Raw genomic sequence first — 12,693 nt, 5'->3', positions numbered from 1 at the left:
GAATTCACGATGACCACGCCCGAAAATCCCAACCCCATCGCCGTTACCGCCGTCAACCGCGGCCTGCCCGCCGGCAAAATGCCCGAGCTGCGCATGATGCCGTCGCCGTCCGACGCCAACGTCTACGGCGATGTATTCGGCGGCTGGATCATGTCGCAGGTCGATATCGCCGGCTCGCTGCCGGCCACCCGCCGCGCCAACGGCCGCGTGGCGACCATCGCCGTGAACTCCTTCCTGTTCAAGAATCCCGTGTTCGTGGGCGACCTGCTGTCGTTTTATGCTGATATTGTCAAGATTGGCAATACGTCCATTACCGTCAACGTCGAGGTCTACGCGGAGCGCAACCGGCTGCAGGCCGATACGGTCAAGGTCACCGAGGCCGTGCTGACCTATGTGGCCACCGACTCCAACCGCAAGCCGCGCAAGGTGCCGCCGATCGAAACGCTGATGCATTCCTGACCGCCCGCGTGGACGCGCAGCGCCGCCTACTGCTCGCCGCGCTGGCCGCTTCGGTGAGCGGAGGCGCTCAACCCGCACAGCCAAGGACAGGGGCTCGTACGGGGACGCCGAGTCCCCGCACGGGGTACGACCCCGGCTCCGGCTTGGGGTTGGGTGACGCCTACCCCTTCAGCCTTGGCGTCGCCTCCGGCTCCCCCTTGTCCAACGCGGTCGTCATCTGGACCCGCATCCTGCACGATCCGCTCGCCGGCGCGGCCATGCCGCCGCTGGCCTTCGCCGTGCGCTGGGAGGTGGCCGAGGATGAACGCTTCCGCCGCATCGTCGCCAAGGGCACGGCCAGCGCCGCGCCGCAACTTGCGCACAGCGTCCATGTCGACGTCACCGGCCTGGCGCCGGCGCGCTGGTACTGGTACCGCTTCATGCTGGGCGACGCCGTCAGCCCGGTCGGCCGCACCCGCACCGCGCCGGCGGCCGACGCCATGCCCGACCGCCTCAAGCTGGCGGTGGCCTCGTGCCAGCACTGGGAGTTCGGCACCTATGCCGCGCACCGCCATATCGCCGCCGCCACGCCCGATCTGGTGGCCTTCCTGGGCGATTACATCTACGAGTGGGGGCCGTACCAGCTACGCCATCCGAAAAGCGCCGTGCGGTCCCACGAGAGCTTCACCCTGGCCGATTACCGCAACCGCTACGCCCAGTACAAGAGCGACCCCGATCTGCAGGCCGCGCATCACGCCGCGCCGTGGATCGTCACCTGGGACGATCACGAGGTGGCCAATGACTACTCCAACGACCGCGACGAGCGTTTGAATCCGAGGTTCCTGGAGCGGCGCGCGGCCGCGTATCAGGCGTTCTACGAGCATATGCCGGTACGGCTGGTGCTGCCGGCGCCGGGCGACTTCGCCAACATGCGCATCTACCAGCGCTACGATTGGGGGCGGCTGGCGCGCTTCCACGTGCTCGACGACCGCCAGTACCGTGCCTGGCAGGCTTGCCCGCCGGCGGAGCGCGGCGGCTCGTCGTCGGTGGTGCGGCGCCAGTGCGCGGCGCTCGGCGATCCGCGGCGCACGATGCTGGGCGAGGCGCAGCAGCGCTGGCTGGACGACGGCCTGACATCCTCCCGGGCGCGCTGGAACATCCTGACGCAGCAAACGCTGATGGCGCAGAACAGCCAAGTGCCGTTCAAGAGCGAAGCCGACACCCGCGTCTGGACCGATGGCTGGGATGGCTATCCGATGGCGCGCCGGCGTTTGCTCGACGGGCTGGCCGCCAGCAAGGCGGACAATCCGCTGATCCTGTCGGGCGACGTGCATAGCTTCTTCGCCGCCGAGATCAGCCGCGATCCGGCGCGTCCCCGTTCGGGCGCCAACGCGGTGCTGGCGACCGAGTTTTGCGGCACCTCGGTGACGTCGCCATCGAGGCCGCAGGCGCGCACCGAGCAGTATGTGGCGATGAATCCCAGCATCAAGTACGGCCGCAGCGACAAGCGCGGCTTTATGCTGCTCGACATCACGCCGGCGGCGGCCACCACGCATTTCGTCGGTTTGAACGATGTGCAGGACGCGGCCAGCGGCATCGCCACCGCCGCCACGTTCGTGGTGCAAAACGGCCGGCCGGGATTGAACAGGTAGATCAAAAGCCAACCCGCGTGCGTTGAGCGATACGCGAGCGGTACCACTTAGGGGTCGTACCCGGACGGGTACGACCCCGGTTGGCCGTGCGGGTTAGAAAATCACGCGGCGGCCTTGGGCTTCTCGTCGCGCAGCTGGCGCCGCAGTATCTTGCCGACATTGGTCTTCGGCAGCTCGTCGCGGAACTCGATGAACTTCGGCTTCTTGTACGCCGTCAACTCATGCTTGCAATACTCCAGAATCTGCTCCGCCGTCAGGTTCGGGTCCTTGCGCACCACGAACAGCTTGACCGCCTCGCCCGAGTTCTGGTCCGGCACGCCGATGCAGGCCACTTCCAGCACGCCCGGATGCGCCGCCACCACGCCCTCGACCTCGTTCGGATACACGTTGAAGCCCGAGACGATGATCATGTCCTTCTTGCGGTCGACGATGCGGGTGTAGCCGCGCTCGTCCATGATGCCGACGTCGCCGGTCTTGAAGAAGCCGTCGGCGGTCATCGTCTTGGCGGTTTCGTCAGGACGGTTCCAGTAGCCGGCCATCACCTGCGGGCCGCGGATAGCGATCTCGCCGGTCTGGCCCAGCGGCAGCACGTTGCCGTCGTCGTCCAGGATCTCCACCTCGGTCGACGGGATCGGCAGGCCGATGGTGCCGGTGAATTCCTTGATGTCGACGCGGTTGGCGGTGGCCACCGGCGACGTTTCCGACAAACCGTAGCCTTCGATGATCGGCGTGCCGGTCACCTTGAGCCACTTGTCGGCCACGGCCTTCTGCACGGCCATGCCGCCGCCGTTGCACACCGAGTAGCTGGAGAAGTCGAGCTTGGCGAACTCCGGATTGTTCAGCAGCGCGTTGTACAAGGTGTTGACCGCCGGGAACACCGCGACCCGGTACTTGGCCAGCTCCTTGACGAAGCCGGGGATGTCGCGCGGATTCGGGATCAGCAGGTTGAGCCCGCCCATGCGCATGCCCATGAAGGCGCTGATGGTGAGCGAGTAGATGTGGTACAGCGGCAAGGCGGCCACGAAGACGATCTGCTCCGGCTGCTGCTTGAACTGCAGCCAGGCCTCGTTCTGCAGCACGTTGGCGATGATGTTCCGGTGCAGCAACACGGCGCCCTTGGACACGCCGGTGGTGCCGCCCGTGTACTGCAGGAAGGCGACGTCGTCGTGTCCCTGCTTGACCGGCTGCAAGGTCATGCCGGCTGCCTCGGACAGCATCTTCTTGTACGTGACCGAACCGGGCAGCGAGAACGCCGGCACCAGCTTCTTGACCGTGCGCACGACGAAGTTGACGATGGCGCCCTTCAGCGTGCCCAGCATGTCGCCCATGCTGGCGACGACCACGTGCTTGACCTGGGTGTGCGCGATGACCTGCTCGACGGTGGTGGCGAAGTTCTCCAGCACGATGATCGCTTCCGAGCCCGAGTCCACCAGCTGGTGTTGCAGCTCGCGCGGCGTGTACAGCGGATTGACGTTGACCACCACGTAGCCGGCGCGCAGGATGGCGGCCATCGCCACCGGATATTGCAGCACGTTGGGCATCATGATCGCGACGCGCGCGCCCGGCTTCAGGCCCTTGCTTTGCAGCCAGGCGGCCATCTGCCGCGACAGTTTGTCGAGCTCGCCGTAGGTGAGGAATTTATCCATGCACACATAGGCGTTGCGGTCGGCGAACTTGCTGAACGATTCCTCCAGCAGGTGCGTGATCGAGCGGTACTGCGTGGGATCTATCTCCGCCGGCATGTTTTCGGGGTAGGACTTGAGCCAGATTTTTTCCATCTTTATGCAGCCTTTTTCTTTTCGTTGGTGTGTTCGTCCCGCAGCACGCGCCGCAGGATTTTACCGACATTGGTTTTTGGCAGTTCCTCGCGGAACTCTATGTATTTCGGTTTTTTATAGCCGGTCAGTTGTTCTTTGCAGTAGGCCATCAGCTGCTCGGCGGTCAGGCCGGGGTCCTTGCGCACCACGAACAGTTTGACGGCCTCGCCCGAGTGTTCGTCCGGCACGCCGATGCACGCGCATTCGAGCACGCCCGGATGGGCCGAGATCACGCCCTCCAGTTCGTTCGGGTAGACGTTGAAGCCCGAGACCAGGATCATATCCTTCTTGCGGTCGACGATTTTCACGTAGCCGTTGTCGTCCATCACGCCGACGTCGCCGGATTTGAAATAGCCGTCGGCGGTCATCACCTTGGCCGTCTCGTCCGGACGGTTCCAGTAGCCGGCCATCACCTGCGGGCCGCGGATGGCGATCTCCCCCGGCTGCCCCAGCGGCACCGGGTTGCCGTCGTCGTCGAGGATGGCGATCTCGGTCGACGGCAGCGGCAAGCCGATGGTGCCGGTGAACTCGGTGTTGTCGGTGCGGTTGCAGGTGGCCACCGGCGAGGTCTCGGACAGGCCATAGCCTTCGATGATGGCCACGCCCGTCACCTTGCGCCAGCGGTCGTTGACGGATTGCTGCACGGCCATGCCGCCGCCGTTGCACATCTTGAGCGCGGAGAAGTCCAGGTGGACGAAATCAGGATGGTTCAGCAGCGCGTTGTACAGCGTGTTGACTGCCGGCAGCATGTGGAAGCGGTACTTGGCCAGCTCCTTGACGAAGCCGCCGATGTCGCGCGGATTGGTGATCAGGATGTTGAGCGCGCCCACCCGCGCACCCCACATCGCGCAGGCCTTCAGCGCGAACACGTGGTACAGCGGCAGCGCCGCGACGATGACGATCTGCTCGTCGAGCGCGCCCATGGCCGGCTTGCCCCACGCCTCGGTCTGCAGCACGTTGGCGATCAGGTTCTTGTGCGTCAGCACGGCGCCCTTGGCCACGCCGGTGGTGCCGCCCGTGTACTGCAGGAAGGCGGGGTCGTCCTGGTTCACTTCGACCGGGGTCAGCTTCATGCCGATGCCGTGCGACAGCGCGTCCTTGAAGCGCACCGCGTTGGGCAGCGAAAACGGCGGCACCATGCGCTTGACGTTGCGCACCACGAAGTTGACCAACATGCCTTTCGGTCCGCCCAGCATCTCGCCGATGCTGGCCACCAGGATGTGGCGCACCTGGGTGCGGCCCAGCACCTGCTCGAGCGTGGCGCCGAAGTTCTCCAGGACGATGATGGCTTCGCAGCCGGAATCGGTGAGCTGGTGCTCCAGCTCGCGCGGCGTGTACAGCGGATTGATGTTGACCACGGTGTAGCCGGCGCGCAGGATGGCGGCGATGGCGATCGGATATTGCAGCACGTTGGGCAGCATGATGCCGACGCGCGCGCCCTGCTTCATGGCGCGGCTTTGCAGCCAGGCGCCCAGGCGTTTGGAATAGGCGTCAAGCTCGGCGTAGGTGAGGAACTTGTCCATGCAGACGTAGGCGTTGCGGTCCGCGAACTTGTGGAAGGACTCCTCCAGCATTTGCACCAGCGAACGGTATTGGGACGTGTCGACCTCCGTCGGCATGCCGGGCGGATAGGACTTCAACCAGATTTTCTCCATCCTGTGCCTCTCGTCTCATTATCGTTGTCGTCGCCGGCGCACAGTGCCGTTTGAGGCGGGAGTGTCGTCTGCGCGAACTGCCCGAGCCTGCTTATGATGCGATGCTATCGGGCGGCCAGCCCGGACGCAAGCGCATTTAAGCATAATTAGAACATCGCTTCTAACGGCTTTTTATGCTGCACAGCAGCATCAGGGCGCGAGTTGGGCGGCGGCAGCCTGCTGGTCGGCGTGGGCGGCGCGCTCCGTCTCCAGCGTCGCAAGGCGGGTGAGGTGGTCGAGCTGCTGTTGACGTTGAGCGAAATCAAGCAAAGCCAATTTTTGCGCTGCAGCATAAAATCGCACGAACGTTCGCTCCTGCTTCATCAGCTCGCGAAAGGCGGGCAGGAAATCGTGGTAAGTTCCCACCGAACTCAGGTGCGCGTTGGTCAGCGGCTCGGCGAACCAGCGGTCGTAGCCGGCGTAGCCGCCCCAGCGTTCCTTGAGCTTTTGGTAGTCCGATTTCAGGTGGGCGAAGATGCGGGCCTTTTCGGCGCGGCGGTGGCGGGTGCTGGTTTTGCTGGCGTAGTTATCGGCCAACATCTTGCGGTGCTCGACCAGCAGCGCCAGGAAATCCTGGCGGCGCGCGTTGTTGCGCACGTAGCTCTGGCGCATCTCGTCGGTGCCGTACAGCTCCAGCCAGCGCTGCACGCCGGCCTCTTCCACGGCGGTGGCGAAGCTCTCGTTGAACTGGGTGTCGCCCTGCACATAGACGACCTGGTGCGACAGCTCGTGGAACACCATGCGCGCCAGTTCGGCGTCGGAATAATTGATGAAGGTCGACAGCAGCGGATCGCTGAACCAGCCGAGCGTGGAGTAGGCCGGCACGCCGCCGACCTGGACGTCGTTGCCCTCCTCGCGCAGCTCGTCGGCGTAGGCGGTGGCGTCGGCCTTGCTGTAGTAGCCGCGGTAGCTGACGCAGCCGGCGATCGGGAAGCACCACTGGATCGGCCGCAGCGACAGCTCCGGCGTGGCCACCACGTTCCACAGCACGAATGGACGCGACAGCGCGGCGTAGTTCTTGTAGCTGGCGTTGTTGGGAAGGCCCAGTTCCTGCACCGCGAAGCGGCGGATCAGCAGGGCTTTTTCGAGGCGGGCCTTGAGGCGGGGATCGGTGCCCGGATCCCCCAGCCAGTCATCGATCGGACGGGCGTCCGACCACAGCGCGTACTGGCCTTGCGCGGCCTGCACGTAGTACCGCAACTGGGCGCAACCGGCCAGCAGAAGTACCGAGCATGCCGTCGCCAGCCAGTATTTGGCCCGCATGACACGGCGGAAAAAATTGCGCATATGCTACCTTCAAGCAACGACTCTTTCGACTTGAACCAGTGTATCGTAAAAAGTCGGCGCGCGGCCCATATCCGTCAACTGCTGGCTGGTGACCTCGTTGGCGTTTTTGCCATCCGTGGCTAGCTTCTTCCACCATACTGATAAACCGACAACCAGCCCCGCGCGGGCCTTGTCCGTGACGCGCGCCTTGGCGATAAAACTGCCTCTGTCATTGTGGATGCGCACCATGTCGGCGTCGGAAATGCCGCGTTTTTCGGCGTCGTCGGGGTGGATGTCGAGGTGCGGTTCGCCCTCCGCCGAGCGCAAACTCTTGACGTTTACAAATGACGAATTTAAAAAATTTCGCGCTGGCGGAGAAATCATCGCCAGCGGATATTTTTCTGCAAGTTGAGGGTTGCTAGCAACAGATTCGTACGGAGGTAGATAAGTCGGCAACGGGTCGAGTCCGTCGGCGGCCATCGCGGCGGAATAGAACTCGCACTTGCCCGACGGCGTCATGAAGCCGCCCTGCGCGAACGGGGCCTCCGGCATGTTGAGCTTTTGCCAGCCCTTCGCTTTCAACGACTCCCAATCGAAGTGCACGGCGCGCGCGTCGCTGGTGTTGAAGGCGATCGAGGCCAACTGGTCGTCGCTGTCGCGGAAGCACGGGTCGTCGAAGCCCATGGCCGCCGCCAGCAGGCGGAAGATCTCGGTGTTGGGCTTGGCCTCGCCCAGCGGCGCGATGGCGGCGTTGTTGGCCATCATGTACAGGTGGCCGAACGAGGTGTGCGCGTCGACGTGCTCGAGCTGCGTGGTGGCCGGCAGCACGATGTCGGCGTAGTCGACGGTGTCGGTCTGGAAATGCTCGAGCACGACGGTGAACAAATCCTCGCGCGCGAAGCCGGCCGCCACCTTCGACGAGTCCGGCGCGATCGCCACCGGGTTGGAGTTGTAGACGATGAGCGCCTCCACCGCCGGGCCGAACGCCGGCGAGGCCGGGCGCAGCAGGTCGTTGCCGATGGTGGTCATGTTGATGGTGCGCGGCAGCGACTTGAGCAGGTCGGGCCGCTGCAGCGCGGTCTTGTTGGACGGGAACGAGCCGCTCGACGACAGCTGGATGCCGCCGGCCGCGTGGCGCCAGGCGCCCACCAGCGCCGGCAGGCAGGCGATGTTGCGCACCGCCGTGCCGCCGCCGCGCACGCGCTGCACGCCGTAGTTGACGCGGATCGCCGCCGGCTCGCCGGCCTTGGCCGTGCCGCCGTACAGGCGCGCCAGGTCGACCACCTCGGCCACGGTGATGCCGCAGGTCTGCGCGACGCGCTGTGGCGTCCATTCGGCGACGCGCTCTTTTAGCTGCTCGAAGCCGAGCGTATGCTGCGCGATGTAGTCATGATCGAGTAAATCCTCGGCGATCAGCACGTGCATCAGGCCCAGCGCCAGCGCGGCGTCGGTGCCCGGCAGCGGCGCGATGTGCTGGTGGCATTTCTCGGCCGTCAGCGAGCGGTACGGGTCAATGGCGATCAGCTTGGCGCCGTTGCGCTTGGCTTCCTGCGCGCGCGTCCAGAAGTGCAGATTGGAGGCGATCGGATTGCCGCCCCAGATGATGATCAGCTTGGCGTTCTGGAACTGCTCCATGTCGGTGCCGACCGAGGCCCCCACCGTGTACTTGTAGCCGGTCGCGCCGGCGGTGGCGCAAACGGTGCGGTCCAGCAGCGAGGCGCCGATCTTGTTGAAGAAGCGCGACGACATCGACTCGCCCTGCAGCAGTCCCATCGTGCCGCAATAGCTGTACGGCAGGATCGCTTCCGGCGCGCGCGCGGCGATCGGCTTGAGCCGGGCGGCGATGGTGGCCAGCGCCTCGTCCCAGCTGATGCGCTCGAACTTGCCCTCGCCCTTCTTGCCGATGCGGCGCAGCGGGTGCAGCAGGCGCTCGGCGTGATAGGTGCGCTCGGTGTAGCGCGCCACCTTGGTGCACAGCACGCCGGCCGTGGTCGGGTGGTCGGGGTCGCCCTTGACGGCGGTGGCGACGCCGTCCTCGACGGTCACCAGCAGCGCGCAGGTGTCGGGGCAGTCGTGCGGGCAGACCGCGCGGACTTGTGTGGTTGTCATTATCAAATATCCAAAAAGCGTACACTGAAAGCAGTATCGTAAACCATTCCGGCGCGGTCGCTACCAAGCTTGGGGCCGCTCTGGATCAAGTCGCGCGACAAGGGCTACAATGGCTATTCTCGCCGCCCACAAGGTGCGCGACCCCATATTGGAGAAGCAAATGAAACTAGTTGATCCCATCATTGCCTTTCAGTCCGAATTGCAGCACATCCGGCGCGACCTGCACGCCCATCCGGAGCTCTGCTACGAAGAGCGGCGCACCTCCGACGTGGTGGCCGACAAGTTGACGGAGTGGGGCATCCCCGTGATTCGCGGCCTCGGCCTCACCGGCGTGGTCGGGATCATCAAGAACGGCAGCTCGCCGCGCGCGATCGGCCTGCGCGCCGACATGGACGCGCTGCCCATGCAGGAGGTCAACACCTTCGCGCACGCGTCCCGCCATCCGGGCAAGATGCACGCCTGCGGCCACGATGGCCACACCGCCATGCTGCTGGGCGCGGCCAAGCACCTGGCCGAGCACCGCAACTTCGACGGCACCGTGTACGTGGTGTTCCAGCCGGCCGAGGAAGGCGGCGCCGGCGCCCGCCGCATGATCGAGGACGGCCTGTTCGAGCAATGCCCGATGGACGCCATCTACGGCATGCACAACTGGCCCGGCATTCCGTCCGGCCATCTGAGCGTGGTCGAGGGGCCGATGATGGCCTCCAGTAACGAGTTTTTCCTCACCATCAAGGGCAAGGGCGCGCACGCCGCCCAGCCGCACAACAGCATCGACCCGGTGATGGTGGCGGTGCAGATCGCGCAGAGCTGGCAGACCATCATCTCGCGGCAGAAAAGTCCGCTGGACACGGCGGTGTTGTCGATCACGCAGATCCACGCCGGCAGCGCCACCAATGTCATTCCCGACGAGGCGCAGATGGTGGGTACGGTGCGCACCTTTACCACGCCGGTGCTGGATATGATCGAGGCGCGCATGGGCGAGATCGCACGACACACGGCGGCGGCGTTCGGCGCCGAGGTCGACTACAAGTTCCGACGAAATTATCCGCCACTGGTCAATCATGCGGCCGAGACGCGCTTTGCCGTCGAGGTGATGAAGGAGGTGGTGGGCGCCGACAAGGTCGATGACAATGTCGAGCCGACCATGGGCGCGGAGGATTTCGCGTTCTTCCTGCAGGCTAAGCCGGGGTGCTATATCTTCATCGGCAATGGCGAGGGCGATCATCGCGACGGCGGTCATGGCTTGGGGCCTTGCGTGCTGCACAACGGCAGTTATGATTTCAACGACAATTTGCTGCCGGTCGGGGCGAGTTTCTGGGTGCGGCTGGCGGAGAAGAGTTTGCCGCTAAATTAAGGCGACGCGTTGTTCTAACGCGGCTCATAATTTAACGTGGAGACACGTAGGGCGGATTAGCGTAGCGTAATCCGCCATGCTTGCGCCGTCGGCGGCTCTTAGATGGCGGATTACGGCGTTCCGCCTCTCAAGTCCTCCGGCAGGAGGACGCTCGTTCGATGGGCCCCCGGGGCGGATTGGCGGGCCTCGCCCGCTAATCCGCCCTACGTCTTCGTGGCTTGCGGGCGGCGTTAGACCTGGTCCGGGGCATCACCCACACGCTGCCCCGGGTTGAGCCGCTCCAACCCCACCAGCGCCGCCGAATGGTCGGCCTGCGGCAGCGTCTGCGCCAACACCCGATAGCGCTCCGTCACCAGTTCCGTCACCGGCAACGTCACGCCGGCCGCCTCGGCCGCCGCCAAAATATTGCGCTGGTCCTTCAACTGCGTCGCCACCTTGCCGCCGGCGACGAAATTTCGCTCCAGCATGCGCTGCCCATGCACCTCCAATATCTTGCTCTCGGCAAAACCGCCACGGATCGCCGCCCGCATCGCCGCCGGGTCGGCGCCGGCCGCCTGCGCCAGCAACATCGCCTCGGCCACGATGTTGATGGTCGCGCCGACGATCAACTGGTTGCACAGCTTGGCCACCTGGCCGCTGCCGGCCGGCCCGACCAGCGTCGCCCGCCCCATCGCCGCCAGGACCGGCTCCACCTCGGCGAAGTCCGCCGCGTCGCCGCCGGCCATGATCGCCAGCGTGCCCGCCGCCGCGCCGGCCACGCCGCCCGACACCGGGGCGTCGACAAAGCGCCGTCCCTGCGAGCGCAGCAGCGCGTGGAACGCTTGCGCCTCCGACTGCCGCGTCGAGCTCATGTCCACCCACAACGCGTTCGGCGCCAGCACCGGCAGGGCGTCGCGCATGACCTGCTCGACGATCGGGCCGGCCTCCAGCATCGAGATGACGATGCCGGCGTCGCGCACGGCCTCGTGCAGTCGCGCCACCGGCAGCGCGCCGGCCGGCGCCAGCGCTTCGGCCTTGGCGTAGGTCCGGTTCCAGACCGTCACCGCGTGGCCAGCCGCCAGCAGGCGGCGCACCATCGGCTCTCCCATCAAGCCAATACCGAGAAATACGATTCGCATAGACAATTCCGCTCTTGAACTTATCAAAACACCGCTGCGTCGGAAGAAATTCCGGAACCCCGGTACAATCTTGGCAGCCGTATAAACAGACATACAGCACAAACAAGTACTAATACAAAAGGATACTATGTTCGCGAAAACAATGATGGCAGCCGTGGCCGCCCTGACGCTCAGCCAGACGGCAATGGCCCAAGACAAATTGATCGATTCCGTGTCGGTGGACTACGGTTCGTCGTCGAAAAACCGCATGGTGCGCGTGAACGCGGCCAAGGATTGGGATGTGAAATGGTTCCAGTCGAACGGCACCAACTTGAGCGGTTACTGGGAGGCCAGCGCCGGTTACTGGAAAGAGAAACAGTATCGCAACATCCCCGGCAACAAGGAAAACCTGTTCGACGTCGGCTTCACGCCGGTGTTCCGCTTCCAGAACGATAACAAGAAGGGCATGTACTACGAGGCGGGCATCGGCGTGCACCTGTTTTCCGAGCTGTACAACAACGACGACAACCGCCTGTCGACCGCCTTCCAGTTCGGCGACCACATCGGCATGGGCTACGTGCTCCAGAATAACTGGGAAATCGGGCTCAAGCTGCAGCACTTCTCGAACGGCGGCATCAAGAAGCCGAACTCGGGCGTGAACTTCGTCGAGCTCAAGGCCGCGTACCACTTCTGATCTTGGCGACATCACACGGAAACACGTAGGGCGGATTAGCGAAGCGTAATCCGCCATCTGTGAGCCGTCGGCGGCTCACGCAATGGCGGATTACGGCGTTCCGCCTAATCCGCCCTACGTGTTTTAGAAGTATCTCGCGCCGCCGCGCACAGACGCAAAAAAGCCCCGACCAGGTGAGGCGAGAGGCAATGCCTCGCGTCGAACGGAAGGGGCTTGAACACAAAAAAGCCCACCAGGATTACCTGGTGGGCTTCTTCTTATAACTAGCCTGACGATAACCTACTTTCACACTGGTTGCAGCACTATCATCGGCGCAGAGTTGTTTCACGGTCCTGTTCGGGATGGGAAGGGGTGGGACCAACTTGCTATGGTCATCAGGCATTGACTTGTAAGGACGTCGTTCTCTTGAACGCCGTCCTGAATCTGGAATCGGTAAGTAATATGGGTAATGAAGTTGTATCAACGCTCGCACAACGTACTTCTCATTCACCACAACCTGCTAAGGTTATAGGGACAAGCCGTACGGGCAATTAGTATCAGTTAGCTTAATGCATTACTGCACTTCCACACCT

General features: G+C 64.2%; 9 protein-coding genes and 1 rRNA gene. 4 read left to right on the top strand and 6 right to left on the bottom strand.

Translation table 11 applies throughout. The annotated features are described in order from the left end of the window. The first annotated feature begins 9 nt into the window (after nt 1-9). Nucleotides 10-459: an acyl-CoA thioesterase gene (locus JOD97_RS31560; RefSeq protein WP_209726775.1), complete on the top strand. Its 450-nt coding sequence runs from the start codon at nt 10-12 to the stop codon at nt 457-459. 149 nt (nt 460-608) lie between these two features. After that, entirely contained in the window at nt 609-2,090 is a 1,482-nt protein-coding gene (locus JOD97_RS31555; protein ID WP_229264870.1) for an alkaline phosphatase, read from the top strand. A 101-nt stretch (nt 2,091-2,191) separates the two neighbouring features. Here the strand turns inward: JOD97_RS31555 and JOD97_RS31550 are convergent, their stop codons facing one another. The 4 genes from JOD97_RS31550 to JOD97_RS31535 form a co-directional block, all read right to left on the bottom strand. Beyond that, nucleotides 2,192-3,868: a long-chain fatty acid--CoA ligase gene (locus tag JOD97_RS31550; protein ID WP_209726773.1), complete on the bottom strand. Its 1,677-nt coding sequence runs from the start codon at nt 3,866-3,868 to the stop codon at nt 2,192-2,194. 2 nt (nt 3,869-3,870) lie between these two features. After that, nucleotides 3,871-5,562: a long-chain-fatty-acid--CoA ligase gene (locus tag JOD97_RS31545; RefSeq protein ID WP_209726772.1), complete on the bottom strand. Its 1,692-nt coding sequence runs from the start codon at nt 5,560-5,562 to the stop codon at nt 3,871-3,873. Nucleotides 5,563-5,751: 189 nt separating this feature from the next. Beyond that, nucleotides 5,752-6,888, bottom strand: a complete 1,137-nt coding sequence (locus JOD97_RS31540; RefSeq protein WP_209726771.1) for an aminopeptidase — start codon at nt 6,886-6,888, stop codon at nt 5,752-5,754. A gap of 9 nt (nt 6,889-6,897) precedes the next feature. Beyond that, on the bottom strand, nt 6,898-8,976 hold the full coding sequence (locus tag JOD97_RS31535) for a molybdopterin-dependent oxidoreductase (RefSeq protein WP_209726770.1): 2,079 nt from the start codon (nt 8,974-8,976) through the stop codon (nt 6,898-6,900). A gap of 160 nt (nt 8,977-9,136) precedes the next feature. Between JOD97_RS31535 and JOD97_RS31530 the strand changes: the two genes are divergently transcribed. Next, entirely contained in the window at nt 9,137-10,330 is a 1,194-nt protein-coding gene (locus JOD97_RS31530) for a M20 aminoacylase family protein (protein WP_209726769.1), read from the top strand. 230 nt (nt 10,331-10,560) lie between these two features. On the opposite strand, the gene JOD97_RS31525 is transcribed toward JOD97_RS31530, so the two are convergent. Continuing rightward, on the bottom strand, nt 10,561-11,448 hold the full coding sequence (locus JOD97_RS31525) for an NAD(P)-dependent oxidoreductase (RefSeq protein WP_209726768.1): 888 nt from the start codon (nt 11,446-11,448) through the stop codon (nt 10,561-10,563). Nucleotides 11,449-11,575: 127 nt separating this feature from the next. On the opposite strand from JOD97_RS31525, the gene JOD97_RS31520 reads away from it, so the two are divergent. Continuing rightward, entirely contained in the window at nt 11,576-12,121 is a 546-nt protein-coding gene (locus JOD97_RS31520; protein ID WP_209726767.1) for an acyloxyacyl hydrolase, read from the top strand. Between the two features lie 266 nt (nt 12,122-12,387). Here JOD97_RS31520 and rrf read toward each other — a convergent pair. Then, nucleotides 12,388-12,500: ribosomal RNA gene (rrf, locus tag JOD97_RS31515) — 5S ribosomal RNA — on the bottom strand. Between the last annotated feature and the right edge of the window lie 193 nt (nt 12,501-12,693).

The organism is Duganella sp. 1411, assembly GCF_017833525.1.
Taxonomy (GTDB): Bacteria; Pseudomonadota; Gammaproteobacteria; order Burkholderiales; family Burkholderiaceae_D; genus Rugamonas.
Note: the sequence above shows the minus strand (reverse complement) of the source record. Positions and strands in the feature narration are given on the sequence as shown.

Bases quoted from the DNA above. Each gene is read 5' to 3' on its own strand.
- JOD97_RS31560 (WP_209726775.1), top strand. From the start codon at position 10: ATGACCACGCCCGAAAATCCCAACCCCATCGCCGTTACCGCCGTCAAC.
- JOD97_RS31550 (WP_209726773.1), bottom strand. From the start codon at position 3,868: ATGGAAAAAATCTGGCTCAAGTCCTACCCCGAAAACATGCCGGCGGAG.
- JOD97_RS31545 (WP_209726772.1), bottom strand. From the start codon at position 5,562: ATGGAGAAAATCTGGTTGAAGTCCTATCCGCCCGGCATGCCGACGGAG.
- JOD97_RS31540 (WP_209726771.1), bottom strand. From the start codon at position 6,888: ATGCGCAATTTTTTCCGCCGTGTCATGCGGGCCAAATACTGGCTGGCG.
- JOD97_RS31535 (WP_209726770.1), bottom strand. From the start codon at position 8,976: ATGACAACCACACAAGTCCGCGCGGTCTGCCCGCACGACTGCCCCGAC.
- JOD97_RS31530 (WP_209726769.1), top strand. From the start codon at position 9,137: ATGAAACTAGTTGATCCCATCATTGCCTTTCAGTCCGAATTGCAGCAC.
- JOD97_RS31525 (WP_209726768.1), bottom strand. From the start codon at position 11,448: ATGCGAATCGTATTTCTCGGTATTGGCTTGATGGGAGAGCCGATGGTG.
- JOD97_RS31520 (WP_209726767.1), top strand. From the start codon at position 11,576: ATGTTCGCGAAAACAATGATGGCAGCCGTGGCCGCCCTGACGCTCAGC.